Source organism: Chitinophaga sp. NPDC101104 (assembly GCF_050277495.1).
Taxonomy (GTDB): Bacteria; Bacteroidota; Bacteroidia; order Chitinophagales; family Chitinophagaceae; genus Chitinophaga.
Window position 1 is genome coordinate 133,695 of sequence record NZ_JBNNSF010000002.1, and the last position, 26,716, is coordinate 160,410.

Annotated in this window: 27 protein-coding genes; 21 read left to right on the forward strand and 6 right to left on the reverse strand. The window is 56.7% G+C overall.

Annotated elements, in window-relative coordinates:
- Positions 1-10: 10 nt before the first annotated feature.
- The 4 genes from ACQKLP_RS19195 to ACQKLP_RS19210 form a co-directional block, all read right to left on the reverse strand.
- On the reverse strand, positions 11-1,324 hold the full coding sequence (locus tag ACQKLP_RS19195) for a GntP family permease (RefSeq protein ID WP_427324475.1): 1,314 nt from the start codon (positions 1,322-1,324) through the stop codon (positions 11-13).
- 36 nt (positions 1,325-1,360) lie between these two features.
- Positions 1,361-2,038, reverse strand: a complete 678-nt coding sequence (locus ACQKLP_RS19200) for a response regulator transcription factor (RefSeq protein ID WP_427324476.1) — start codon at positions 2,036-2,038, stop codon at positions 1,361-1,363.
- A gap of 27 nt (positions 2,039-2,065) precedes the next feature.
- A complete protein-coding gene (locus tag ACQKLP_RS19205; RefSeq protein WP_427324478.1) occupies positions 2,066-2,959 on the reverse strand; it encodes a PhzF family phenazine biosynthesis protein in 894 nt (297 codons plus the stop codon).
- Positions 2,960-3,039: 80 nt separating this feature from the next.
- Entirely contained in the window at positions 3,040-4,269 is a 1,230-nt protein-coding gene (locus tag ACQKLP_RS19210; protein ID WP_427324480.1) for an ROK family transcriptional regulator, read from the reverse strand.
- A 177-nt stretch (positions 4,270-4,446) separates the two neighbouring features.
- Here ACQKLP_RS19210 and ACQKLP_RS19215 point away from each other — a divergent pair, with 177 nt between their 5' ends.
- The 6 genes from ACQKLP_RS19215 (at position 4,447) to ACQKLP_RS19240 (ending at position 9,684) form a co-directional block, all read left to right on the forward strand.
- Positions 4,447-6,309, forward strand: a complete 1,863-nt coding sequence (locus tag ACQKLP_RS19215) for an FAD-dependent oxidoreductase (RefSeq protein ID WP_427324481.1) — start codon at positions 4,447-4,449, stop codon at positions 6,307-6,309.
- Between the two features lie 9 nt (positions 6,310-6,318).
- Positions 6,319-6,984 (forward strand): SGNH/GDSL hydrolase family protein, encoded by a 666-nt coding sequence (locus ACQKLP_RS19220; protein ID WP_427324482.1) that lies wholly within the window; start codon positions 6,319-6,321, stop codon positions 6,982-6,984.
- Between the two features lie 62 nt (positions 6,985-7,046).
- Positions 7,047-7,601: a hypothetical protein gene (locus tag ACQKLP_RS19225; protein WP_427324483.1), complete on the forward strand. Its 555-nt coding sequence runs from the start codon at positions 7,047-7,049 to the stop codon at positions 7,599-7,601.
- Positions 7,602-7,616: 15 nt separating this feature from the next.
- Complete coding sequence (locus ACQKLP_RS19230) at positions 7,617-8,099, forward strand: hypothetical protein (RefSeq protein ID WP_427324484.1); 483 nt, start codon at positions 7,617-7,619, stop codon at positions 8,097-8,099.
- Between the two features lie 41 nt (positions 8,100-8,140).
- Positions 8,141-9,004 (forward strand): alpha/beta hydrolase family protein, encoded by an 864-nt coding sequence (locus ACQKLP_RS19235; RefSeq protein WP_427324485.1) that lies wholly within the window; start codon positions 8,141-8,143, stop codon positions 9,002-9,004.
- 203 nt (positions 9,005-9,207) lie between these two features.
- Positions 9,208-9,684, forward strand: a complete 477-nt coding sequence (locus tag ACQKLP_RS19240) for a lipocalin family protein (protein ID WP_427324486.1) — start codon at positions 9,208-9,210, stop codon at positions 9,682-9,684.
- Here ACQKLP_RS19240 and ACQKLP_RS19245 read toward each other — a convergent pair whose 3' ends face one another.
- Together ACQKLP_RS19245 and ACQKLP_RS19250 are read right to left on the reverse strand one after the other, a co-directional pair.
- Entirely contained in the window at positions 9,685-10,374 is a 690-nt protein-coding gene (locus ACQKLP_RS19245) for a response regulator transcription factor (RefSeq protein ID WP_341841029.1), read from the reverse strand.
- The gene (locus ACQKLP_RS19250; protein WP_126246884.1) at positions 10,343-11,374 is read right to left on the reverse strand and encodes a sensor histidine kinase; all 1,032 of its coding nucleotides are present in this window, start codon (positions 11,372-11,374) and stop codon (positions 10,343-10,345) included. The genes ACQKLP_RS19245 and ACQKLP_RS19250 overlap by 32 nt, the downstream gene beginning before the upstream one ends.
- Positions 11,375-11,737: 363 nt before the next feature.
- Between ACQKLP_RS19250 and ACQKLP_RS19255 the strand changes: the two genes are divergently transcribed.
- From ACQKLP_RS19255 to hisF, 15 genes are all read left to right on the forward strand, one after another.
- Positions 11,738-12,967, forward strand: a complete 1,230-nt coding sequence (locus ACQKLP_RS19255; RefSeq protein ID WP_427324487.1) for an FAD-dependent monooxygenase — start codon at positions 11,738-11,740, stop codon at positions 12,965-12,967.
- Between the two features lie 267 nt (positions 12,968-13,234).
- Positions 13,235-14,089 carry an ATP phosphoribosyltransferase gene (gene hisG / locus ACQKLP_RS19260; protein ID WP_427324488.1) on the forward strand — a complete coding sequence of 285 codons (855 nt, stop codon included), beginning with the start codon at positions 13,235-13,237 and terminating at the stop codon, positions 14,087-14,089.
- A 12-nt stretch (positions 14,090-14,101) separates the two neighbouring features.
- Positions 14,102-15,403 (forward strand): histidinol dehydrogenase, encoded by a 1,302-nt coding sequence (gene hisD, locus ACQKLP_RS19265; protein ID WP_427324489.1) that lies wholly within the window; start codon positions 14,102-14,104, stop codon positions 15,401-15,403.
- Positions 15,404-15,410: 7 nt separating this feature from the next.
- Complete coding sequence (hisC, locus tag ACQKLP_RS19270) at positions 15,411-16,460, forward strand: histidinol-phosphate transaminase (RefSeq protein WP_427324490.1); 1,050 nt, start codon at positions 15,411-15,413, stop codon at positions 16,458-16,460.
- Positions 16,461-17,591, forward strand: coding sequence for a bifunctional histidinol-phosphatase/imidazoleglycerol-phosphate dehydratase HisB (gene hisB, locus ACQKLP_RS19275; protein ID WP_427324491.1), 1,131 nt, complete (start codon positions 16,461-16,463; stop codon positions 17,589-17,591).
- A 212-nt stretch (positions 17,592-17,803) separates the two neighbouring features.
- Positions 17,804-19,216, forward strand: a complete 1,413-nt coding sequence (locus tag ACQKLP_RS19280) for an anthranilate synthase component I family protein (protein WP_427324492.1) — start codon at positions 17,804-17,806, stop codon at positions 19,214-19,216.
- Between the two features lies 1 nt (position 19,217).
- The gene (locus tag ACQKLP_RS19285) at positions 19,218-19,787 is read left to right on the forward strand and encodes an anthranilate synthase component II (RefSeq protein ID WP_427324493.1); all 570 of its coding nucleotides are present in this window, start codon (positions 19,218-19,220) and stop codon (positions 19,785-19,787) included.
- A gap of 42 nt (positions 19,788-19,829) precedes the next feature.
- Positions 19,830-20,819, forward strand: coding sequence for an anthranilate phosphoribosyltransferase (gene trpD, locus ACQKLP_RS19290; RefSeq protein ID WP_427324494.1), 990 nt, complete (start codon positions 19,830-19,832; stop codon positions 20,817-20,819).
- Positions 20,816-21,607: an indole-3-glycerol phosphate synthase TrpC gene (gene trpC / locus ACQKLP_RS19295; RefSeq protein ID WP_427324495.1), complete on the forward strand. Its 792-nt coding sequence runs from the start codon at positions 20,816-20,818 to the stop codon at positions 21,605-21,607. Before trpD ends, trpC begins: the two co-directional genes overlap by 4 nt.
- Positions 21,604-22,224: a phosphoribosylanthranilate isomerase gene (locus ACQKLP_RS19300; RefSeq protein ID WP_427324497.1), complete on the forward strand. Its 621-nt coding sequence runs from the start codon at positions 21,604-21,606 to the stop codon at positions 22,222-22,224. Before trpC ends, ACQKLP_RS19300 begins: the two co-directional genes overlap by 4 nt.
- 7 nt (positions 22,225-22,231) lie before the next feature.
- Positions 22,232-23,437: a tryptophan synthase subunit beta gene (gene trpB, locus ACQKLP_RS19305; protein ID WP_427324498.1), complete on the forward strand. Its 1,206-nt coding sequence runs from the start codon at positions 22,232-22,234 to the stop codon at positions 23,435-23,437.
- A gap of 7 nt (positions 23,438-23,444) precedes the next feature.
- Complete coding sequence (gene trpA, locus ACQKLP_RS19310) at positions 23,445-24,215, forward strand: tryptophan synthase subunit alpha (RefSeq protein ID WP_427324499.1); 771 nt, start codon at positions 23,445-23,447, stop codon at positions 24,213-24,215.
- Between the two features lie 2 nt (positions 24,216-24,217).
- Positions 24,218-24,811, forward strand: a complete 594-nt coding sequence (hisH, locus tag ACQKLP_RS19315) for an imidazole glycerol phosphate synthase subunit HisH (protein WP_423737636.1) — start codon at positions 24,218-24,220, stop codon at positions 24,809-24,811.
- Positions 24,808-25,953: a 1-(5-phosphoribosyl)-5-[(5-phosphoribosylamino)methylideneamino]imidazole-4-carboxamide isomerase gene (hisA, locus tag ACQKLP_RS19320; RefSeq protein WP_427324501.1), complete on the forward strand. Its 1,146-nt coding sequence runs from the start codon at positions 24,808-24,810 to the stop codon at positions 25,951-25,953. The genes hisH and hisA overlap by 4 nt, the downstream gene beginning before the upstream one ends.
- A 2-nt stretch (positions 25,954-25,955) precedes the next feature.
- Entirely contained in the window at positions 25,956-26,711 is a 756-nt protein-coding gene (gene hisF / locus ACQKLP_RS19325) for an imidazole glycerol phosphate synthase subunit HisF (RefSeq protein WP_427324503.1), read from the forward strand.
- Positions 26,712-26,716: the final 5 nt, after the last annotated feature.

Genomic DNA, 26,716 nt, shown 5'->3' on the forward strand with positions numbered 1-26,716 from the left:
GTTTTCCCGGTTACATCATCACCGCGGAAAGCGCCAGCACGGCGAGGAAAGCGGTGATCCCCATCAGCAGGGTGGCCACGGAATAGACTTTGAGCATGGGCTGCATGTCGAGCCCGGAGAATTTGCTGATCACCCAGAAATAGGCGTCGTTCGCATGCGAGATCGCCATGCTGCCCGCACCGAGGGCCAGCATGCAAAGGAGGCGGCCGGTATCGCTGTCGAGCCCCAGTTTGGGCAACAGTTGCCCTACGATGGCCGCGGCGGTGATGATGGCGACGGTAGACGATCCCTGGGCCGTTTTCAGGAGCACGGCCAGTAAGAACGGGAAGAAAAGCCCGAGCTGGCCGAGCGGCAGTGCGCCGGAAAGGTGCGTGCCGAGGTCGGTGGTGGCGAGAATGGCCCCGAAAGCGCCGCCGGCACCGATGATCACGAGGATGCCGCCTGCTTTTTCGGAAGCTTCCAGCATGAGGCGGCTCACTTCCGCCTTCTTCCATCCCGTTCCCGTGTACAATGCCAGCAAAACCCCTACAGACAGGGCCACTACCGGATCACCCAATATCTGCAGCACATCCGATCCATGTTCCATTTTCATGAACGCGCCCAACGCAATGAGCAAGATGGGCACGGCGATGGGCAAAAACGCTTTCCAGGCGGGCGTTGCGGGAAGCGGCTCGTCTTCATGCGCATCGTGCGGAACGTTTCCCGCTACGCGTTTCCCCATCCAGGAAGCCCACCAGCAACCGGCAATGGCAGCCGGAATGGCGACGGCAGACCCGATCAGCATCAGCCGGCCAATGTCTGCCCCGATCGTTCCCGCGGCGGCGGTAGCGCCCGGGTGCGGGGGAATGAGGCAATGCACGGCGTAAAGGCCAGACGCGAGGGAAACGGACATTACCAGCAACGGCACGCCGCTTCGCCCGGCTACGGAACGGTTCAGCCCGCTCAGCACGATGTACCCGCTATCGCAGAAAATGGGCAGCCCCACGATGAAACCGGTGATCCCCATGGCCGTGGCGGCCCTTTTCTTGCCAACGAGCTTCAGGATGGCGGCAGCCATTACGCGGGTGGCGCCGGTGTGCTCGAGGATCACGCCGAGCATGGTACCGAGCACGATGATGAAGCCCAGGCTTTGCATGATGTGCCCGAATCCCTCTTTCATGACGGAAATGATTTTCGGGAACGGCAGTTGCACGCCGAGCCCTACGGCGAAGCAGGCGAGGAAAAGCGCGAAGAACGCATGAACGCGGAATTTTACCGTCAGCAGTACGATCAGGCCGATACCTGCCGCCAAAGACAGCAGTACCTGGATGAAGGAAGCAGTCATTCCACAATATAAACATTCTCCGCTCCCGGGGAAACCCTAAATGAGGTCGAACGCCTGCGCGAACCGCGTTACGTCGTAGCTGGATTGTGCGTGCAGCTTGTTTTTGATGTTGCGGCGGTGGGTAGACACCGTTTTCTCGGAAATGTTCAGCTGGGAGGCCATTTCTGCGGTATTGCGGCCCAGGCCCATGAGCGTCAGCACTTCCTTTTCACGGTGCGTGAGGCCGGCGAAGATGTGCTTGTTGGCGCGCAGGAAAGTATTTTCTTCCAGCAGCCGGTTCACTTTCGCGTTGATGTAATGCGCCTGTTCTACGGGCAGGGCAAAAGTGATGCAATGCGTAGGCAATCCGTCGGCGTCGCGGAAGAAAATGCGCGTGGCGCCGAGGTACCATTGCCATTCGTCGTCTGCGGAAGGCCGCACCTGGTGGAAGAACGAGACGAATTCACGCGCTTTGTTTTCCTGGATCATCTGCATGATGCGGGGTACGTAATCGTCCATCTCCGCAGGGTTGAAGAACCGGTGGAAATAGGCGATGCCCATGTCTTTGAGCTCCTGCAGGTTGGTGCGGAGGATCCGCTGGCCCCAGGGAGACATGTACTCCACCGTTTGCGTGAGGATATTATGTATGATAACGACGGCCGGGAGATCTTCGCTGACCAGCTCCAGTTGTGCGATCTTGGTTGACAGTTCCATTTCCATGGTAGGGATGCTCATGTATGTCTGCGCAAGATACGCAGAAAGCTACACGTGTAAAATACCTTCCATTACAATGGTCGACGCCCCGCTCACCCAGATCCCCGCTCCGGTGAAGCGGAACCGCAGTATGGAGGGCTGCTGGAGCTTCACGCCCTGTAAAATGGCGTATTCCTTGTCTTTGTGGATGTACCCTTTCTGGAAAAGAAACCCGCCCAGCGGCCCGGCGGCCGATCCCGTGGCCGCGTCTTCCCCGCCGGCGGGGTGGAAAAATCGCGCCTGCGCGATCTGTGGAGTGTCCTTATCCGTGATCACGAAGCAGTAACAGCCCTGGAACCCGTATCCAGTGGCGATGTTGTGCAGCGCGCCGGCTTTAGGCGCGGCGCGGTTGAGCGCGTCGATATTGCGGAGGGGCACCATGAGGTGCGATACTTCGGTGGTCACAACGGTGGGCTGCCAGTCGAACAGCTTCACATCTTCCGGCTCCAGGTGCAGCGCGGCGGCGATGTCTTCCGCGGGCACGGTGTTGCCGTAGCGGGGCGCCTGTTGCAGCATGCCGATGAAGGGGAGGTCGTTACTGTTGTTTTCGATGTTGAGCTGGATGCGCCGGTCTTTCATGATCACCGACGGAACGCCTTCCTGCACGCGGAAAACGTTCATGTCTTTGAGCACGGCGAGGCAAACGGCGCCCAGCAGGTTATGCCCCGCGCCGGAAATTTCGCGGCCGTTGCGGGTGAAGGAGCGGACGCGGAGGGCTTTGTCTTCTTTCGAATAGTGCATGAAAGAAGTTTCGAGGTAGCCGAATTCGCGGGAGATTTGTTGGTAGAGCGAGGTTTCCAGCGGTTTGCCGGTTACCACCACAGGTAAGGGATTGCCTTTAAAACGTTCATTGGTAAAAACATCGAGAACATAATAGGGCATGGTGTTCTGTTCGGATTTCATAGCATTCTCACTAGATATTCAATCAAAAAGTTGGCCGTTAAATGTACAACGTTTTATGAATAGCGCGATGAAAAATCGGATCAGGCGAGGGATAATAACTTGTTGCGCACCAGCAGGCAAGCGCCGATGACGCCCGCTTTTTCGCCGAGGCGCGACAGCATGAGCTGCGTATCGTTGTTGACGAGGCTGAGGGAATATTTGTTGATGGCCGATTTGATGGGAAGCCGGATGATGTCGCCCGTGGTGCTCAGGCTGCCGCCGAGGATCACGAGCTCGGGGTTGAACAGGTTGATGAGAACGGCGATGCCTTTGCCCAGCTTTTCCCCGATCTCGGCTACGAGCTCGATGGCGAGGGTATCGTCGCTGTTGGCGGCCTGGATGATGTCGTCCAGCGTTACCTGGTCGGGCTGCTTGTGCTTGCGCATCACAACGGTGGAGAAGCCTTCGCGCAGTTTGGCCTGGAAATTCCGGACGAGTGCCTGCCCGGAGGCTTCCGTCTCCAGGCAACCCTTCTTCCCGCAATGGCAGATCAGTTCGTTATTGAAAAAAGGGATGTGCCCGAACTCTCCCGCAAAGCCGGATTTGCCGTAGTAAAGCTGTCCGTTGATGAGAATGCCGAGCCCGATACCGTGGTCGAGGTTAATGAACAGGACGTTCTTTTCCTGGTTGACGGTGCCGCTGCTGAATTCGCCGTAGGCCATGGCGCGGGAGTCGTTTTCCAGGAAAGTGCGGATGCCGACTTTCGACTCGATCACTTTGCTGAGCGGCTCTTCGTTGAAATGGAAGAAGCTGTAACTGTAACCGGTGGCGTAATTGATCCGGCCGGTGAGGTTCACGCCCATGCCCATGATTTTTTCGCGGGGGACCGACAGCTCGCCGATGAACCGGGAAATGATGCTGCAAAGCTCGTCGAGCGATGCGGCCGTATTCTGCAGTTCGTACGGTATCTTTTCCACGCTTTTGACGAGGTTGCGCTTGAAATCGAGCAGGCCGATGTTGATATGGAATTTCTTCACTTCCACCCCCACAAAAAATCCCGCGTCGGGCGCCATACCGTAAATGTTGGGTTTGCGCCCGCCGGTGCTGTCGATCTTTCCGTAATCATTCACCAGCCCTTCCTGCAGCAGATCGTTCAGCAAATGGGTCACCTTGGGCGTGGAAGCGTTCAGCTCCCGCGCCAGGTCGGCGATCGTGGCATCGTTGTGCTGGGTGAAATACGCCAGGATTTTCTTTTTCAGATTTAGATTCTTATATGCTACCCCGCCGATGTTCTCATCGTTCAGTTCTTCAAAAAATGTCGGTTGACCCATATATGCGATTTGGGAGTGGTCCTCAGTTTAACCTCAATAAACTATCAAGATACAAAGCTATTGTTTTTAAAAAAAAATAAAAATGGGGAAGGATAATCAGATATTGTTTTGAAAAAATATTAATAAGGTATTGCAAGAAGGTAAAAAATATTGTTATTTAGGCGCCAGATCCACGACATGATGAACAGATTCCGCAAGATAGCCCGCCTTTCCGGCTGGGCCTTGCTTTTTCCCTTATTCCTCCAGGCACAGCAGCAGACCGACCTCCTCATCGTAGGCGGCGGCGCCAGCGGCACCATGGCCGGCATCCAGGCCGCGCGCATGGGCGTGCAAACCCTCATCGTCGAAGAAACTGCCTGGCTCGGCGGCATGCTCACCAGCGCGGGCGTAGCGGCGATAGACGGCAATCACCGCATGCCGTCCGGGCTTTGGGGCGAATTCCGCAAAAAGCTTTACGATTATTACGGCGGGCCAGGCAAAGTAGCGACGGGTTGGGTCAGCAACACGCTCTTCGAGCCCCACGTCGGGAACGCCCTGCTCCGCCAGCTGGCCGCAGCGGAGAAAAACCTCCGGATCGAGTTCCAGGCGAGCTTCACGGCCATCCGGCGCGCCAACGGCCGGTGGACCGTCACCGTCCGGCAGGGAAAAAAATCCCGCGAGATTTCGGCGCGCATCGTCATAGACGCGACCGAGCTCGGCGATGTGATGGCCGCGGCAGGAGCGAAGTACAGCATCGGGATGGATAGCCGCGATGCCACCGGCGAAGCCCTCGCGCCGCCGGCCGCCAACAACATCATCCAGGACCTCACTTATGTAGTGGTGCTGAAAGATTACGGGAAAGGCGCCGACAAAACCATCCCCAAACCCGCCGGCTACGACCCCGCGCCCTTCCGCCGCTGCTGCGGCATCGCGGACCCCGCTTCGTACGACGCGCCGAAGAACAATTGCGACATGATGATGCAATACGGCCGCCTGCCCAATGGAAAATACATGATCAACTGGCCCAAACACGGCAATGATTATTACCTGAACATCATCGAAAAGTCACCCGAGGAAAGGACGGAAGCCCTCAAAGCCGCGAAACTCCACACCCTGCGGTTCGTCTATTACCTGCAAACGGAACTGGGCATGAAGCACCTCGGCATCGCCGACGATGAATTCCCCACGGCCGACAAACTGCCCATGATCCCCTACCACCGCGAATCCCGCCGGGTGAAAGGCAAAGCCCTCTTTACCGTGGACCACGTTTCCAAACCCTACGACCAGGCGCTCCCGCTCTACCGCACGGGCATCGCCGTCGGAGATTATACCATCGATCATCACCACGATAAAAATCCAGACGCACCGCAGATCGATTTCGTGAAGATGCGCGTGCCCTCTTACAATGTGCCCATCGGCGCGCTGGTGCCCGAAGGCGTGGGAGGGCTCATCGTTGCTGAAAAAAGCATCGGCGTCACCAATATCGTGAACGGCGCCACCCGCCTGCAACCCGTTGTCATGGGCATCGGGCAGGCCGCCGGGGCCCTTGCGGCCGTGGCGCTCCGTAACGGGACCGACCCATCGGTAACGGATATACGTGCGGTCCAGCAGTCGCTGCTCGACAGTAAAGCCTACATCATGCCCTTCCTCGACGTTCCCGCCGAAAGCCCGCATTTCGCCGCCATTCAGCGCATCGGCGCGGCGGGCGTGCTCCGGGGCAGCGGGGTACCGTTCAACTGGGCCAACCAGACCTGGTTCTATCCCGCCCGCGACGTGTCGGCATTCGAGCTGGTGGAAGGTTTGCGCCCCCTGTTCCCCCAACTGCGCACGTATTGGGGCGCCTCGGGAGACCCGCTTACCGTAGCCACGCTGCTGGAGATTTTCAGCAAAGCCGGCGTTTCCGTGACGCAGCAGATCCTGGCAGATAACTGGCGCCAGCTGGCGCTTGCCGGCTCGCCTTCCCCGGAAACCGTCCTCGATCGCGGAAGCGCGGCGGTACTGGTAGACCATTTCCTGCAACCGTTTAACATTCCCGTTGATTTCAGCGGTCAGACCCGATAATAATTCCACATGAAATATAGCACCTTGATGGCCACCGGCCTGTTGCTGGCACTGGGCGCGAGCGCGCAGCAGATCGACAGTTCCTATGCCAACGACTATTACAAAGGCCGGATGGCCCTTTTCGCTACATTCCCCCAGCAGCGCGGCGCTATCGTGTTCCTGGGCAACAGTATCACGGAGCGCGGCGCCTGGCACGAATTGCTGCCGGGCAAAAAGATCGTGAACCGCGGCATCGGGGGAGACAACACCTTCGGGGTACTCGCACGGCTGGACGATGTCATCGCTTCCAAGCCCGCGAAATTGTTCCTGCTCATCGGCATCAACGACCTCGGCCGCGGTCTCCCCGAAACCGTGGTCCTTTCCAATTACCGCAGCATCCTGGAGCGGTTGCGCAGCGGCGCGCCGAAAACGAAGATCTACGTCCAGAGCGTGCTCCCCATGCATGAAAGCAAATTGCCCGACTATTTGAAGAACAAAGCGGAAAAAGTGAAATCCCTGAACGTAGGGATCGCCGCGCTGGCAAAGGAATTCGGCCTGCCGTTCCTCACCCTCCACGAATGGGCGGCAGACGGGCAGGGCGAACTGAAGTCGGAATACACCGGAGACGGTATCCATCTCACACCGCCGGCTTATGCGGCTTGGGTAGCCTGGCTGCAGTCGCAAAAAGTACTGTAAACCCATCTGATCGGCAAGGGAATTTTTTTATATTGCGCAAATACAAAAAATTCCCTTGTCATATGAAACTTAAATTTTGGTTGTTGACCATGGTATGCGGGGCCGTTACACCCGCGTTTTCCCAAAACCTGCAAACCGTTACCACAAACGGTAACACCACAAACCAGCAGATTATTATCGATCCGGCGGGAGATGCGTTCCGGTCGTTCAATGTACGCCGCGCAAACGGGGGGCTGACAACGGAGGTGGCCCTCGCGAATAACAAAACGTTCGGACAGTTCATCTGGCGGCCCGATCTGGCCACTATCACCACCAGTTATGCGTTGAACCTCGGCGCGGGGACTTTACAGTTTTACAACAATGGCACATTGCATAACGTCTGGCATGGCGGCAACATGGGTCACACTTCCGGCCTCGATGCGGATATGCTGGACGGGCTTCACGCCGGTTCGCTATCGCGGTATGGTTCTCCCTACACGCCCGACCCGCTTGCTTATGAATACCCCGCCCCCGGCATGTACTGGCATACCAAAATAACGCCCACCAACGGTATCCCCGAGAACAATTACGGTGTTTATATGTATCTCGGCGATATGGTTCCCGGCAACGCTGATTAAAAAGGCATGATCGCCATGGGTGCAAATAACGGCACGCTTTACACGATCCGGAAGGTTGCCGGTAATTGGGAAACCTCATGGAAAAAAATCTGGGATTCCAGCAACTTCAAACCCTCCGATTACCTCACCCTCGCCGGTGGACAAATGACCGGGAACCTCAACATCGGCACCACCGCCGCGCAGAAAGACCTGAATGTCAACGGCAATATCAAAGCCCGGAAAGTAAAAGTTACGGTGACCGATTGGCCTGACTATGTTTTCGAAAAGCAATACCCGCTGATGTCGTTGCCGGAACTAGGCACTTACATCGCGCGCCATAAGCACCTGCCGGATGTCCCTTCCGCAGCAACCGTGAGAAAAGAAGGCGTTGAACTGGGCGAAAACCAGGCCGTGCTGCTGAAAAAGATCGAAGAACTGACCCTCTATATTCTCGACCAGCACAAGCGCCAGGAAGCCCTGGAACAACGCATCGCCGATCTGGAAAAAGCCCGTAAATGACCCCGTTTGCGAAACGTTCCGCTAATCCTTACATTTGGAACATGAGATTACTGACGCTACTGCTCGGCTGTGCCACCGCCGCTTCCGCACAAGACCGGATCGACTACGCGGTCAAAGACCAGGACACGCTCTACATGCTGCATTATGAACCGCAGGGAACACCAAATGGCATGACCATCATGCACGTGCACGGCGGCGGGTTTTCCGGCGGTTCGCCGGAGGGCGACAAAGCCTTCGCCTCCAGCATGCAGGAGCGGGGCTACAACGTTTTCTCCATTTCCTACCGGCTTTTCCTCAAAGGCAGCGATTTCGGCTGTGGAACGACGACGCCGGTGAAGCTGAAGGCCATTTCCACTGCCGTAGAAGATGTGGCGGACGCCGCAAAGTTCCTGCTGGAGAAGGGGAGAGAATTGAAAGTCGATACGTCGAAGCTCTATCTTTCCGGCAGCAGCGCGGGCGCCGAAGCGATCCTGCATTTGCTGTACAATCCCTTCGCGGCATCGGACCCCGCGCGGTACGATTACTTCACGAAGCGGCAGCGGTTCAGGGGCGCGCTGGTATTTGCCGGCGGGCTGGTCGATATCAATCCCGTGCAGCCGGCGAACTGGGTGCCGACGTTGTTCATGCACGGAACGGCGGATGAACTGGTGCCTTTCGGAACGGCGGCGCATCGCTTCTGCCATGCCGACCAGCCGGGATGGATGATCATGTTCGGCGATAAAACGATTTATGACACCGGCAGAAAAATGCAGAAAGACGCCATTTTATATACGTATGTAGGCCGCGGGCACGAAGTGAGCGGTTACATGAACCGGGAGGCCGGCAAGATCCACGACTTCCTGCAAAAAGTAAACGCCGGAAAGAAAATAGGCGCTACGCAGATCATGGTACCGAAAGGGAAGTGATCTGACGGGAATATAAATTTTGAAAGTCCGGGCGATGGTTTCGCCCGGGCTTTTTTTTATCCGGACAACGGTTGACCCTGCGGCCTACGTGTTTCACGTAGCTGCCGAATTACGTTTTATCCCGCTGCGCCCGACCGGCGGCGCAAGCTAGTTTTGCGGTCGTAATTCAAACATTATTTAACCTCAGGAAAAGAAAAATTACGATGAAAAAGATCACCATTCTCTTCAGTTGTGCTATTATGTTGACAGGCGCCGTGTCTTGCAGCAAAAAGAAAAAAGACGAAGCGGGGCCTTCGGGAAGCGTCACTCAAATGCTTGTGGGCACCAAATGGCGCCTGACCGCGCAAACCATCAATCCGGCAGTGGATGTCACCGGCGACGGCGTTCCCGATTCCGATATGTTCGCGTTTATGCCTGAATGTGCGAAAGATGATTACGTGATATTCAGCACCGGTGGCGTATATCAGCTGTTCGAAGGACAGAAGAAATGCTCCGATGCGCAGGAGGCGCCGGGCACATGGGTGCTCTTCAACAACGACAAGTCATTGCGCGTTACGGACGAAGACGGCTCCTTCGAAGCGGAAATCCTCAGCATTTCGGCTACGGAGCTGAAATTCAGGTATAATGAAGAGGTAGACGGAAAGAACGTTAAAGTCACTGAAACCCGTGTGAAATCCTGATTACTTTTCCTTCAGTTTGTTCAGGTTGATTTTGAAGGTTTGTCCGACAGGGAGGCTTTCGTCGAGGATCACCACATGCCGCGGGCCCCATTCTTCGACCTTATCGGTAGCGATGATATAGGATTTGTGGATACGTACGAAGCAGCTGGCGGGAAGGAGTTTCTCCATTTCTGCGGTAGTTGCGTTCACGATAAGGCACTTGTTTTCCAGGTACACTTTTACGTAGTTGCCCATGGACTGGACGTAGTAAATGTCTGCCGGGTCAACCGTGGTTTGGGTGGAGCCTGTTTTGAGGACGAGGGGTTCCACGGCAGGTTTCTCGACGGGAGCTTCCTGCTGGAGGATCTTGTTCACGGCTTTGAGGAAGCGCGGGAAGGAGATGGGTTTGAGGATATAATCGACCACGTCGTATTCATAGCTTTCCAGCGCAAATTCGCTGTAGGCGGTGGTGAGGATGATCTTCGGGCGCGTGGGGCCGAGGGTTTTGAGCAGATCGAGCCCGCTCAGTTCGGGCATGTTGATGTCCAGGAAAACGACGTCCACCTTCTCCCGGTGGAGGAAGTTGGCGGTTTCCATGGCATTGTAGCAGTGGCCTACCACCTGCAGGGCCTGTACTTTTTCGATGTGGGCTTCCAGCACGTAGTGCGCTCCGGGTTCGTCATCTACGATCAGGCAACGGAGTGTTTGCATGGCGGTCGAGCGTTAATTGAAGTTCAGTATAATAAATGTTGTTTTCCTCGTACGAGATCAGCGTGTGGCGCTTGGCGTAGGCCAGGGCCAGCCGCTGCCGCACGTTGTTCAGTCCAACCCCGGTCGAAGATACGGATTGTTTGTTGGACGGAACGGTGTTGCGGATTTTGAGCAGGAGGGTTTCTCCCTTTATTTCCAGTTCCACTTTTATGTACGAGGCCGACATGCTGGAAGGTGCGTACTTAAAGGCGTTTTCCACGAAAGCGATGAGAATGAGCGGTGTGATGAGGAGGTCCTTTTCATGCCCTTTTTTCTTGAACGTAACCTGGCATCGCTGCCGCACGCGGGCACGTTCGAGGTGAACGTAGTTGCGGATGAACTGGAGCTCGTCTTCCAGCGGCACCAGCTGTTTGCGGGAGCTTTCCAGCTGGTAGCGCATCAGTTCGCTGATGCTCAGGATCAGTTCCGGCGTTTTATTCGGATAGCGGAGGCTCACGCCGTAGAGGTTGTTGAGGGTGTTGAAAAAGAAATGCGGATTGAGCTGGCTTTGCAGGTATTGCAATTCTTTTTCTTTGAGCAACAGGGAGTTGCGCAGTTCCATCGTTTGAAGGGTTGCCCCCCGGTACAAAAACCACATCCCCACACCGATAAGCAGGCAGGAGGCCGCGAAACCGAGGTCGCCCAGCCACATCACTTCTATATCCGTCCTGAAAACATATACGCGCAGGGTGTAGGTCACCGCCGTCACCAGCGCCAGCCATCCCACCACCGTCCAGATATACTGCCAATACTGGTTTTTCAGGATCAGCAACCGCAAAATGAACTTGTTGTGCACCACGCACATGATGTAAATGAACGCCAGCGACACGTTCTGGTAGATGAACAGTTGCATGTTATTCCCAGGGTTCTGCAGGTTCACCAGCGTATTCACCACCATTAACACGATGAGGAACAGCAGGTTTACCACAAGCCCGTTCTGGAAAAAATTTCTGAATGCCATAACAGGGGGCAATTTAAGACGAACCTGCGGTATTCCGTACCGGTTTTCTGATATCCGGCGTTCGTCATTTCCCCAGCAGGGTTGATCAATCGGCGCTTGCCCGTGTCCCGGCCTTGCCGCACCTTTGCATCGTCATTGTTTCCGCCATGTAAACCTGACTATTTGTTTGTTGATCGTAACGTAAACGGGCCGGCCCGGCAGCTGAAGAAGCGGCCACGCCGGCCCTGTTTTTTTTCAGGGCCCTGACATCCATCATGCCGGGGAATGCGGAAATGAGTGATCTTCACGGGCCGGAAGACGGTACTTTCATGGTCATGCTGGAAGCGGCATGGACGGCCTTCAAGAAATCCTATCTCTTACCACATGCAAAAACGATTCACGATCATAGGCGGCGGCATCGCCGGGCTCACGGCCGCCATCGCCCTGCGGCAGCGGGGGATAGACCCCGTCATCTTCGAAGCGGCGCCGGAACTGAGGCCCGTTGGCGCGGGGATCGGGCTGGGCGCCAACGCCATCCGCGCTTTGGCCGCGCTGGGGATCGAAAAGGGGATCGTGGCGAAAGGGCAGTTTCTCGATGGACTGTCGTTCCGCACCGACAAGGATTCCCTGCTCACGCATGCAGACACTACCCGCGTCAGCAGGGCTTACGGGCAGGACAACTTCGTTATCCATCGGGCCGATCTTCACGAACAACTGCTGTCCCACCTCGATCCTTCGATGATTTTCACAGGCAAAGCCCTCGAGTCGCTCGAAATATCCCCTGCCGCCACCCCGGGGTTCCCCGGTTCGCCGCAGGGGATCACAGCCAATGCGCCGGCAGCCGGCGAAGCCGCCAATCCCCTCCAATCCCCCATCCGCCTGCATTTCCGCGACGGCAGCGAGCACGAAACCGATTACCTCATTGCGGCCGACGGTATCCATTCTGCCGTGCGCCGCGCCATTCTGCCAGAAGTGGTGCCGCGTTACGCCGGTTATACCTGCTGGCGGTGCGTGGTGCCGGAGGGGGCCACCATCGCCCGGGAAGTGGAGGAGATCCTGGGCCGGGCGGGCCGTTTCGGCATCATTCCGCTGCCCAACGGCCGGGTATACTGGTTCGCCTGCATCAACGCCCCCGCACAGGACGCCCGCATGAAAGCCATGACCACGGCGGGATTGAGCGAAATTTTCGCAGGATACCCGCAGCGGGTGCAAACGCTCCTGAAAGCCAGCGAAGGCCTGCCGCTCATCTGGGGCGATATCGCAGACCTGCCCACCACGCACCGTTTCCATCATGGTAATATCGTCCTCACCGGAGACGCCGCCCACGCCACCACGCCAAACATGGGCCAGGGCGCCTGCCAGGCGATCGAAGACGCGGTGGTCCTGGCGGCCGAACTGTCCCGCCATACCGACCCGCAAGACGCGTTCCGGGCATATGAAAACAGGCGGCTGGCCCGGACGCGCATGATCATCCGCCGCTCACGCACCCTCGGCATTATGGCCCAGCTCCAAAACCCGGTGCTCATCGGGCTGCGGAATGCCGTTTTCAGGTGCACTCCGGCGGCCGTTTTCCGCCGGCAGCTCAAAATCCTCTATTCGGTAGACCTGTCGTAAAACAGTCCAGTTGTTAGAAAATTTTCATCAAACATGTATGTGGAAGAGATTTTATCAAAAAAATGACGGAATGGTTTGAAATCTGGAATTACTTCCTACCTTTGCACTCGACTTAGAAACACTCATGAACATTAACGTACATACGCATCATCATCATACTTGCCAAACCGGTAAGCAGGGGATGCTGTAATTGTACGCAAACAGATATTCACCATGAAAGGCTTACCGATTCCCGGTAAGCCTTTTTTGTTTCAAACAGGAATCATCATGAAACTGCGAATTGCCATTCAGAAATCAGGACGCCTCCACGAAGACTCTATCAAACTGCTGAAAGAATGCGGGATAGACATCAATAACGGCGTGAACAAACTCAAGACAGAGGCCACGAATTTCCCGCTGGAAGTGTTCTTCCTCCGCGACGACGATATTCCGCAGTACGTGGAAGACGGCGTGGCCGACCTGGGGATCGTGGGAGAGAATGTGGTGCTGGAAAAGGGTTATCCCCTCGAAACCGTAGAGAAACTCGGTTTCGGGAAGTGCCGGCTGGCGATGGCCGTGCCCAAATCGATGGAATATGCTACCGTGCAGGATTTGCATGGCAAGCGCATCGCTACCAGCTACCCCGTGATCGTGAATGATTTTCTGAAGAAAGCAGGCATCCAGGCCGAGATCCACGAGATCAGCGGCTCCGTGGAAATCGCCCCGGGCATCGGGCTGGCCGAAGCCATCTGTGACCTCGTGTCCAGCGGCTCCACCCTGTTCATGAACGGCCTCAAGGAAGTGGAAACCGTGCTTCGCTCGGAAGCCGTACTGGTAGCCAACAGTAAGCTGACCGCCGAGCAGAAAACGCTGCTCGCCAAGCTGGTGTTCCGCATCCAGGCGGTGAAGAAGGCCAAGAATACCAAATACGTACTGCTGAACGCGCCCAACGACAAGCTGCCCGAGATCATCGGCCTGCTCCCGGGCATGAAGAGCCCCACCGTGCTGCCGCTCGCCGAAGCCGGATGGAGCAGCGTTCACTCCGTACTGAACGAAAACGATTTCTGGGATATCATCGAAAGCCTCAAAGCCGCCGGCGCACAAGGCATCCTTGTAGTTCCCATCGAGAAAATGGTCATCTAAAAAACGCCTGTCATGCAAATCATCCGCTACCCGGAAAAAAATACCTGGAACGCGCTCCTGCAAAGGCCCGTGCTCGATAATTCCCGGCTGGAAGCCACCGTTTCCGCCGTGCTGGCAGACGTAAAAAAGTATGGCGACGAAGCCCTTCGCCGATACACCCTTCAATTCGATAAAGTTCCCCTCACCAGCATCGCCGTGCCGGCGGAAGCGTTCGAGATCGCCGACAAGCTCCTCGGCGAAGACCTGAAAAACGCCATCCGCACCGCCGCCGCCAACATCGAAGCATTCCACCGCGCGCAGATCGAAGACGTAACCGTCATCGAAACCATGCCCGGCGTGCAGTGCTGGCGCAAACCGGTCGGCATCGAGAAGGTAGGGCTGTATATCCCCGGCGGCACCGCGCCCTTGTTCTCCACCATCCTTATGCTCGCCATTCCAGCTCGGCTGGCGGGTTGCAGCGAGATCGTGCTTTGCACGCCCCCGGGTAAAGACGGCGTTATCCACCCCGCAGTGCTCTGGGCCGCAAGGTTCACGGGCATCAAGCAGGTGTTTTCCGTGGGCGGCGTTCAGGCCATCGGCGCCATGGCCTACGGCACGGAAACCGTACCGAAAGTCTATAAGATCTTCGGGCCGGGCAACCAGTACGTGACCTGCGCCAAACAGCTCGTCAACGCCGCGGGCACGGCCATCGATATGCCGGCAGGGCCTTCGGAAGTGGCGGTTTTTGCAGACGACGCCTGCGTGCCGGCCTTTGTGGCGGCGGATCTGCTGTCGCAGGCAGAGCACGGGGCAGATAGCCAGGTGTTGCTGGTGACTACTTCCGAAGCGGTGATCGCGGCCGTGGAAGCGGAAGTAAAAGCACAGCTGGAAAAGCTCCCGCGCCGCGATCTCGCCGCAAAAGCGCTGGACAACAGCAAGCTGGTACTGGTGCGCGACCGCGACGAAGCCATGGACATGTTGAACGATTATGCGCCCGAGCACCTGATCATGGCCTGCGAAAACGACGAAGCCCTTGCCACGAGGGTCGTGAACGCCGGCTCCGTGTTCCTGGGCAACTATTCCCCCGAATCCGCGGGCGATTATGCCTCGGGCACCAATCACACCCTGCCCACCAACGGCTATGCCACGGCGTACAGCGGCGTAAGCGTAGACAGCTTCGTGAAAAAAATTACCTTCCAGCGGCTTACCGCATCAGGTTTACAAACCATCGCCCCGGCCATCGAAGCCATGGCCGAAGCGGAAGGGCTCGATGCGCACAAACAGGCCGTTTCCATCCGGGTGCGGTATATTCAAAACGATTCATCTTTCAAGTAATACGACCATGTTCGACCTGAATTCACTTTTAAGAGACAATATCAAACGGCTCACGCCGTACTCCTCCGCCCGCGACGAATTCAAAGGCGAAGCTTCCGTGTTTCTCGATGCCAACGAGAACAGTTTCGGGTCCCCGCTTCCCACCAATTATCACCGCTATCCCGATCCGCTGCAATGGAAGGTGAAATACCGCCTCGCCGATATCAAAGGCGTGCCGCCGCAGAACATTTTCCTCGGCAATGGCTCCGATGAAGCGATCGATATCCTGTACCGCGCGTTCTGCCGGCCGGGCGTAGACAACGTGGTGCTGTGCCCGCCCACGTACGGCATGTACGAAGTGTCTGCCAACATCAACGATATCGAGATCCGCAAAGCCCCGCTCACGGAAGAATTTCAGCTGGACCTGGAAGCGATCGAATCGGCTATCGACGAAAACACGAAGCTCATTTTCATCTGCTCGCCCAACAACCCTACGGCCAATGCGATCGATAAGGAAGCCATTGAGATGATTTTGAATAATTTCGAAGGGATCGTGGTGGTGGATGAGGCGTACATCAATTTCAGCCGGCACAAATCCTTCATCCAGGAACTGACCGAATATCCGAACCTGGTGGTGCTGCAAACGCTGTCGAAGGCCTGGGGCCTGGCCGCGCTGCGCATGGGCATGGCGTTCGCCAGCGAGGATATCATCAACATCTTCAATAAAATCAAACCGCCGTACAACATCAACCAGGCTTCGCAGGAGCTGGCGCTGGAAGCGCTCGGCAACGTGGAGCAGGTAAATGCGTGGATCAAGGAAACGGTGGAAGAAAGGGAAAAGCTGACGGGGGAACTGGCGAAGTTGTCTATCGTAGAGAAAGTATACCCCAGCGACGCGAATTTCCTGCTCGTGAAAACGATCGACGCCAAAGGGATTTACAGCATCCTCACCAACCAGGGCATCATCGTCCGCGACCGTTCCAAAGTGGAACTTTGCGCCGGATGCCTGCGCATCACCATCGGCACGCCCGAAGAAAACGTAACCTTATTGCAGGCCCTTCAAAATATCGCCAGTTAAATGAAACGCGTACTTTTTATCGACCGCGACGGCACCATGATCCTGGAGCAGCCGCCCACCTACCAGATCGACAGCCTGGAGAAAGTGGTGTTCTATCCGAAAGTGTTTAAATATCTGGGCAAGATCGCCGCCGAGCTGGATTACGAGCTGGTGCTCGTGTCTAACCAGGACGGGATGGGGACGGACAGCTTCCCGGAGGCAACCTTCCATCCCGCGCACAACCATATCATGCAAACCTTCGCCGGCGAAGGCATCGTGTTTGTGCGGGAACATATCGACAGGAGCTTCCCGGCCGACAATCTCCCCACCCGCAAACCGGGCATCGGGATGCTGCAGCAATATTTCAACGGGGAATACGACCTCGCAAACTCGTTTGTGATCGGCGACCGCATTACCGACGTGAAGCTGGCGCAAAACCTCGGCGCGAAGGCCATCTGGCTGAAGCAGGACGCCAACCTCGGCGCCGCGGAAGTGGACGGGGCCGACCTGAAAGACGTGATTGCCCTCGAAACCACCGACTGGGCGAAGATTTATGAATTCCTGAAAATCGGGCTGCGGACGGTGAGCCATGTACGTGCCACCAAGGAAACCGACATCCGCATCGAGCTGAACCTCGACGGCACCGGGAAGGCGGATATCCAGACGGGGCTTGGCTTTTTCGACCATATGCTCGACCAGATCGCGCGGCACGGCAGTATCGACATGAAAATCGTGGCGAAGGGCGATCTCCACATCGACGAGCACCATACCATCGAAGATACCGGCATCGCGCTGGGCGAGGCTTTCGCCATGGCGCTGGCCGACAAGAAAGGCATGGAAAGATATGGTTTCTGCCTGCCGATGGACGATTGCCTGGCCCAGGCCGCCATCGACTTCGGGGGGCGCAACTGGCTCGTATGGGATGCGGCATTCAAGCGGGAGAAGATAGGGGAGATGCCCACGGAAATGTTCTTCCACTTCTTCAAATCCTTTACGGACGGCGCGCGCGCCAACCTGAACATCAAGGCGGAAGGGGAAAACGAGCACCACAAGATCGAGGCGATCTTCAAGGCGTTCGCCAAGGCCATCAAGATGGCGGTAAAGCGGAACCCGGATAATATGCAGCTTCCCAGCACAAAAGGCGTCCTTTAAAAATGGTCAAAATAAAATTTGCATTTTTCGGGAAAACGTTCCATCTTTGCTTTCATCATGAAAATGAACAACACATACAAACTTTGGTGGCACGCAATGGATATCTCCGCTGTGTAGCAGTGCCATGTTTGTATTTCAAATACTTTAAAGAAGGCTCGCTGTACACAGCGGGCCTTCTTCGTTTTTGGCCGCATCCGAATAAATAAACTCGAATGAAAAAAATCCAGGTAAAAACACGATCCAGGCAAATGCTGGCAGACGTATTCACCCCCGTCGGCATTTACCTCCGCATCCGCGACAAGTTCCCCGGCTCCATCCTCCTTGAGAGCACCGATTCCAACGCCGGAGACAACAGCTATTCCTTTATCGGCATCAAGCCCATTGCGGGTATTGAAGTTACGTCCACCGACGTGTTCGAGTTCAAATACCCCGGCCAGCCCGTAGAGCGGAAAAAGCTCAGTGGCCGCAGCGAAGTGCTGCGCGAAATGGATGCGTTCCTGAAAAGCTTCGAGTTCCCGGAAGATGCCAACGGCGTCGCCTTCGGAAAAGGGCTGTACGGATACAGTACCTATGATTCCGTCCAGTTTTTCGAAAAGATCGCCTTCCGGAAACGCCCCGCCGCCGGCAACACCATTCCCCTCATGCGGTACCGCTTCTACCAGTATGTGATCGCCATCAACCATTTCAAAGACGAAATGACGCTGATCGAAAACCTGGTGGACGGGCAGGATTCCGAGATCGATTTCGTGGAATCCATTATCCGCAACAAAGACGTTCCTGCTTATTCGTTTGCGGCAAAAGGCGAGGAAACCTCCAACCAGACAGACGAGCAGTATATGGAAATGGTCGAAAAAGGCCGCCAGCACTGCTTCCGCGGAGACGTTTTCCAGATCGTATTGTCGCGCGGGTTCCAGCGGAGCTTTACCGGGGACGAGTTCAATGTGTACCGCGCGCTCCGCTCCATCAATCCTTCCCCTTACCTCTTTTACTTCGATTACGGCGATTATAAACTGATGGGCTCCTCTCCCGAGGCGCAGCTTATCATCAAAGACCGCAAAGCGGTGATCCATCCCATCGCCGGCACTTTCCGCCGCACGGGCAACGACGAGCAAGACGCCAAACTGGCCGCCGAGCTCCTCGAAGACCCCAAGGAAAACGCCGAGCACGTGATGCTGGTAGACCTCGCCCGCAACGACCTGAGCCGCCACGCCACAGATGTGGAAGTGGAAACCTATCGCCAGATCAAATATTACTCCCACGTAATCCATCTCGTGAGCGAAGTGACGGGTCAGTTGCCCAAAGAAGCAGTGCCCTTCGATATCCTGGCCGCCACGTTCCCGGCAGGCACATTGTCTGGCGCGCCGAAATACAAGGCCATGGAACTGATCGATAGTTACGAGCCCACGGCACGGGGCTTCTACGGCGGCTGCGTCGGGTTCGTCGGCTTCAACGGCGATTTTAACCACGCCATCATGATCCGCTCCATGCTCAGCCGCAATAACACCCTCTACTACCAGGCAGGCGCCGGCGTGGTGGCGAAATCCGTCGCCAGCTCCGAACTGCAGGAAGTGAACAACAAACTCAACGCATTAAAACAGGCCATCATCAAGGCGCAAAATATTTGACATGAACATCCTGGTTTTCGATAATTACGATTCATTCACGTATAACCTCGTCCACCTCGTGGAAAAGATCATCGGCGGGAAAGTGACCGTTGTCCGCAACGACGAGATCGCGCTGGAAAAGGTGAACGAATTCGACCGTATTATTTTGTCGCCCGGCCCGGGAATCCCCGAAGAAGCGGGATTGCTGCTGCCGCTCATCCGGCAGTACGCGCCCACCAAATCCATCTTCGGTGTTTGCCTTGGCCAACAGGCCATCGGCGAGGCTTTCGGCGCAAAGCTCACCAATCTGACCGAAGTGTATCATGGCGTGGCTACGCCGGTGAAGGTGACTTCGCGCAACGGGCGCATCTTTCAAAACCTGCCCGACGAGCTGGAAGTAGGCCGTTATCATTCCTGGGTGGTGGATGAAAAAACGTTGCCGGCCGAACTGGAGATCACGGCGCGCGACGAGCATGGGTACATCATGGCGCTGCAGCATAAAAAGTTCGACGTCAGCGGTGTGCAATTCCACCCCGAAAGCGTGCTTACGCCGCAAGGGGAGCAGATTTTGCGGAACTGGCTGGGGCTTTGATCCACCAACAACCGCATTGCTCAACGTTTAAAAATCATCCCGATGAAAAAAATACTCAACTACTTATTCGAACATAAAACCTTCACCCGCGAAGGCGCCCGCGAGATCCTCACCAGTATCGGCAAGGGCGTGTACAACGAAAGCGAACTGGCGGCCTTCATGACCGTGTTCCTCATGCGCAGCATCACCATCGACGAGCTGCTCGGTTTCCGCGACGCCTTGCTCGAAATGTGCGTGCCCGTTCAGCTGGAGCACGATGTGCTCGACATCGTGGGTACCGGCGGCGACGGTAAAAACACCTTCAACATTTCGACCCTCAGCTGCTTCATCGTGGCCGGCGCGGGCGGGAAGGTGGCCAAGCACGGCAACTATGGCGTGTCTTCCATCAGCGGGGCCTCCAACGTGATGGAGAACCTCGGGTACAAATTCAAGAGCGACGCGTCGAAGCTGAAACAGGAAGTGGACGAAGCGGGGATTTGCTTCCTGCATGCGCCCCTGTTCCACCCGGCCCTGAAAAACGTGGCGGGCGTGAGAAGGCAGCTCGGCGTGCGGACGTTCTTCAACATGCTCGGGCCGCTCGTGAACCCCGCGTTCGCGCAACACCAGCTGATCGGCGTGTATAGCCTGGAAATGGCGCGGGTGTACAATTACCTGTTCCAGCAAACCGACAAGAAATTCGCCATCCTCCACAGCATGGACGGCTACGACGAAATTTCACTGACGGGCGATACCCGGATCATCACCAACAAAGGCGAACAGGACTGGACGCCGGAGGCGCTTGGCAAGCGGAAAGTGAGCGCGGCCGATATTTACGGCGGCAATTCCACCGAAGAAGCGGCGAAGCTGTTCGTGAAGATACTTAAAGGCGAAGGCAGCTGGGCGCAACATTCCGTGGTAATGGCCAACGCCGCCATGGGCCTGTTCTGCCTCGAAAAATACCCGACTTACGACGAATGTTTCCTGGCGGCGGTGGAGTCGCTGGAATCGGGTGCAGCTTACAAATCATTCCAAAAACTCGTTTCCCTCCAATGAAAAATATCCTCGACAAGATCGTCGCCCACAAGCACGGAGAAGTAGCGGAACGCGAGAAAGGCAGGAGCGTGCAGGAGCTGGAGCGCTCGCCCATGTTCGGGCGGGAGGCGCTTTCCCTGAAAAGTTTCCTCACGCAGCCCGGCCGCAACGGGATCATCGCCGAGTTCAAGCGGAAATCGCCCTCGAAGGGCGTGATCAATGCCAGCGCTACTGTGGCGGAAGTGACCACGGCGTACGCCCGCAACGGTGCGTCCGGACTGAGCGTGCTGACCGATACCGAGTTTTTCGGTGGCTCGATGGACGATCTGCAGCAGGCGCGCGCCGCCAACAATATTCCCATCTTGCGGAAAGATTTCGTGATCGGCGAATACCAGATCGTGGAAGCCAAAGCGATCGGGGCGGATGTGGTCCTGCTCATCGCCGAATGCCTTACGAAAGCGGAAGTGAAGCACCTCGCGGAATTCGCCCACAACCTGGGCCTGGAAGTGTTGCTGGAAGTGCATACGGCAGACCAGCTGGAAAAGATCACGCCGCATACCCATCTCGTGGGCATCAACAACCGCGACCTGAAAACCTTCCAGGTGGATATTTACCGCTCGATGGAGCTCCTCAAACAGATACCCGGCAGCTACCCGAAAGTGGCCGAAAGCGGGATGGACGATCCGAAAACCATTGTAGAACTGCGCAACGCGGGCTTCAGCGGGTTCCTCATCGGGGAGCATTTCATGAAAGCGGAGCACCCTGCGCAGGCGTTCGAAAACTTCACCCGTCAACTCGCGGCGCTATGAAAGTAAAAGTATGCGGCATCACCCGGGCGGAAGACCTCGCGGCGCTGGCAGAGATCGGTGCGGACTACGCGGGTTTCATCTTCTATCCCAAATCTCCCCGCTTCGCCGGCGACAAGCTTTCCGGCAGAACGGTGCGGGAAACGGGGAATGGGAAACTGGAGAAGGTGGGCGTGTTCGTGCAGCCCGATTTGCCCACGCTGCAACGGACGATCGCAGATTACGGGCTGGACATGGTGCAGTTGTACGGGGATTTTCCGGGTGAATTCATCCTGGAAGTGAAGAAATCCGTCAAAGTGATGAAAGCCGTATCCATTCCTGAAGGCGCGGCGGAATTGCCGGTTGCCGGAACGGAAGCGTTCGATTTCCTGCTGTTCGATACCGCGGGGAAAGGGCATGGCGGCACGGGGAAGCAATTCGACTGGAGCCTTTTTGAAGGGTACGCTTCGGAGCAGCCGTACTTTTTGGCCGGAGGGATCGGGCCGGGCGATGCGGATGCGCTCCTCCGATGGCGGGAGCCGCACTTGTTTGCTGCGGATGTGAACAGTAAATTTGAATCCGCTCCCGGAATAAAAGATATGCGCCTCGTGGAGGCATTCATCAAACAGATCAAAAAATAACCGAATTATGGATATTGCCGTCAATACTTCCCATTCCAAATATCACGTCAACGAAAAAGGCTACTACGGCGAATTCGGGGGCGCATATATTCCTGAAATGCTTTATCCCAACGTGGAAGAGCTGCGGGAGAACTACCTGAAGATCATGCAGGAGCCTGCTTTTCAGCAAGAGTTCGAACAACTGCTGAAGGATTACGTGGGCCGGCCGTCGCCGCTCTATTTCGCCAGCCGGCTTTCCGAAAAATACAACACGAAGATTTACCTGAAACGGGAAGACCTCAACCACACGGGCGCCCACAAGGTTAACAATACCATCGGCCAGATATTGCTCGCCAAACGCCTCGGCAAAAAGCGCATCATCGCCGAAACCGGCGCCGGCCAGCACGGCGTGGCCACCGCCACCGTGTGCGCCCTCATGGGCCTGGAATGCATCGTTTACATGGGCAGTGTAGACATCCAGCGCCAGGCCCCCAACGTGGCCCGCATGAAAATGCTCGGCGCCACGGTAGTGCCCGCCACAAGCGGCTCGAAAACCCTCAAAGACGCCACGAACGAAGCTATCCGCGACTGGATCAATAACCCGGTAGACACCCATTATATCATCGGTTCCGTGGTAGGGCCGCACCCGTACCCGGATATGGTTGCGCGGTTCCAGTCGGTCATCAGCGAAGAGATCAAAAAGCAGCTGAAAGAAAAGACCGGCAAGGAATTGCCCGATTACGTGATCGCCTGCGTGGGCGGAGGCTCTAACGCAGCGGGGGCTTTCTTCCACTTCACCGACGACGAAAGCGTGCAGCTCGTAGCCGTGGAAGCGGCCGGGAAAGGGGTGGACAGCGGATTTTCCGCGGCTACCTCCCAACTGGGCAAGCCCGGCGTCATCCACGCCAGCAAAACATTGCTGATGCAGACAGACGACGGCCAGATCGTGGAACCGCATTCCATCTCCGCCGGGCTCGACTACCCGGGCGTTGGCCCTATGCATGCGCACCTGTACGCCTCCGGCCGGGGGAAATTCCTCAACGCCACCGACGACGAGGCCCTGGCTGCCGCTTATGAGCTCAGTCTCCTCGAAGGCATCATCCCCGCCCTCGAATCGGCCCACGCCCTCGCCAAGTTGAAGGATCTCGGCCTTCAGCCCAACGATGTAACCGTAGTGTGCCTCAGCGGCCGCGGCGACAAGGACCTCGAAACTTATATCAAACACCTGAAATAACGGCAACATGAACCGCATCGACCAGCTCTTCCAGCAAAAGCCCAAAGAAGTGCTCAACATATATTTCACCGCCGGTTTCCCGCAGATCGGCGATACGCTCACCGTGCTGCAGGCGCTGCAAGACGGGGGGGCAGACATGGCGGAGATCGGCATGCCCTTCTCCGACCCCCTGGCAGACGGGCCCGTTATCCAGGACAGCAGCACCCGCGCCATCGCGAACGGGATGAAGCTCGCCGTCCTTTTCCAACAGCTCAAAGGCTTCCGCGACACAATCCGGATACCCGTGGTGCTCATGGGATACATCAATCCCGTGTTGCAATACGGCGTGGAGAATTTCCTGCGCAGTTGCCAGGAAGCAGGCGTGGACGGGCTTATCCTTCCCGATCTGCCCATGGATGAATACGAAACCGAATACAAACCGCTTTTCGAAAAATACGGCCAGCACCTCATTTTCCTCGTAACGCCCGAAACCAGCGAAGCCCGCATCCGCAAGATCGACTCCCTGAGCCGGGGATTCGTCTACGCCGTATCGTCTTCCTCCACCACGGGGAAAGACAAAGACATGAAACTGCAGGCATCTTATTTCGAGAAGTTGCAGTCGATGAAACTGCAGAACCCCGTGCTGGTGGGCTTCGGCATCCGCGACAAAGCCACTTTCCTGACGGCTTGCCAATACAGCAACGGCGCCATTATCGGCAGCGCATTCGTGAAAGCCATCGAAAACAGTGCTAACTTGCAGGAAACCGTTCAGACGTTCGTCCGCAACATCAAACAATAGCCATGAAAACTGCCATCCTGAAATATAACGCCGGCAATACGCAGTCCGTCCTCTTCGCCCTCGAAAGGCTGGGCGCGGAAGCCGTGGTGACAGACGATCCGGAAACGCTCCGCTCGGCCGATAAAGTGATCTTCCCCGGCGTGGGCGAAGCCAGCACCGCCATGAAGTACCTGCGCGACCGGCAGCTGGACCAGGTGCTCAAAGACCTCAGGCAGCCCGTGCTGGGTATTTGCCTGGGCATGCAGCTGCTGTGCCGCCATTCGGAAGAAAACGATACGGATTGCATCGGGGTGTTCGACCTCGATGTGAAGAAATTCGAATCGCCGGCGGGCAACCTGCTGAAAATCCCGCAAATCGGCTGGAACAATATCACCGGCCTGCACTCCGTGATTTTCGAACATGTGCCGCAGAACGCTTATATGTATTTCGTGCACAGTTATTTCGTGGAACTGGGGCCGGATACGACCGCCATCGCCAATTACGTGATCAATTACAGCGCCGCGTTGCAGAAAGATAATTTCTACGCCGTGCAGTTTCACCCGGAAAAGTCGGCCGACGCAGGCCAAAGCCTCATCGAAAGCTTCCTGAAACTGTGAGCGTAACGATCAGGAATATCACCACGGAAGACACGCTGCAGCTGCGGCGCGACGTGATGTACCCGGATTGGCCGCTGGACCGGGTGACGCTTCCGCACGACGCGGACGGCCTGCATTTCGGCTTGTACGACGGCGCCCGGCAGGTGACCGTCGTTTCCCTTTTCATCGACGGCCGCAGCGCGCAGTTCCGCAAGCTCGCCACCGCCAATGACCAGCAGGGGAAAGGATTCGGGAAGATCATGATGGCGCATCTCGAAAAAGTATGCCGCGATCATGGCGTTTCCCGCCTCTGGTGCAATGCACGCGCATCCGCCACCGGGTTTTACGAAGCATTGGGGTACCATATCTCCGGTGGCCTGTTTTATAAAGACAATATCGCATTCTACAAAATGGAAATAGAACTGAAATCCGCATCCGTAGACACTTTTACCATCATTCCGGCTATCGATATCATCGACGGGAAATGCGTAAGGCTGACTCAGGGCGATTACGATCAAAAGAAAATCTACAACGAAAATCCGCTCGAAGTAGCGAAGGAATTCGAAGACGCGGGCGTGAAGCGCCTGCACCTGGTAGATCTCGACGGGGCGAAAAAAGGCCAGGTCGTGAACTGGAAAGTATTGGAGGCCGTTGCCGGGAAAACGGGACTGGTCGTGGATTTTGGAGGCGGCATCAAGCGGGACGAAGATATCCGCGTGGTGTTCGAAGCCGGCGCGAAACTGGCGACCATCGGCAGTGTGGCCGTGAAGCAGCCGGAACTGTTTTTCGGCTGGGTGGAGCAATACGGCGCGGAGAAAATTTTTCTCGGGGCCGATGTGAAGGATGAGAAAATTGCCGTGGGCGGATGGCTGGAAACCACGGGCGTCAGCGTATTCGACTTCCTCCGCGGCAACATGGAAAAGGGCGTGAAGGAAATTTTCTGTACCGATATCGCCAAAGACGGGCTGCTGCAAGGCCCCAGCACCGAACTGTATAAAAAGATCATCGCTGAGTTGCCGGGCATCCGCCTCACGGCCAGCGGCGGTGTGAGCCATATGGGCGATGTGGAAGAGCTCCGCGCCGCGGGGCTCGCCGGCGTCATCATCGGCAAGGCCATTTACGAAGGCCGCATTCAAATGTCTGAACTGAAGAAACTGCTGTAGCTATGCTCACGAAAAGAATCATACCCTGTCTCGACATCAAGGACGGGCGCACCGTGAAGGGCGTTAATTTCGAAAACATCCGCGACGCGGGCGACCCCGTTGAACTGGGCGCCCTCTACGCCGCCCAGAGCGCCGATGAGCTCGTGTTCCTCGACATCACCGCCACCAACGAGCGCCGCAAAACCCTCCACGCCCTCGTGACCGACATCGCGCGGCACATCAACATCCCGTTCACCGTAGGCGGCGGCATCGCAGCCGTAGACGACGTGAGCGTGCTGCTGGGCGCCGGGGCAGATAAAGTGTCCGTCAACACCGCGGCGTTCCGCAACCCCCAACTGCTCAACGACCTGTCGAAGGAATTCGGTTCCCAGTGCGTGGTACTGGCCATCGACACCCGTTTCGAAGACGGCGACTGGTTCGTGTACCTCAACGGAGGCCGCGTGAAAACCGACGTCCGCACCGAAGACTGGGCGCGCGAAGCCGTGGAGCGCGGGGCGGGGGAGATCCTGCTCACGTCCATGAACAACGACGGCACCAAACAGGGATTTGCGCTGGATATCACCGGCCGCCTCTCCCGGGATCTCAACGTGCCCGTGATCGCTTCCGGCGGCGCGGGGACCATGGAGCATTTCGCCGATGTGTTCGAAAAAGCCGGGGCAGACGCCGCGCTCGCCGCCAGCATCTTCCACTACAAGGAAATGGAAATCCCCGATCTGAAAAATTACCTCTATCAAAGAGGCGTGCAGATCCGGTTTTAGTATTA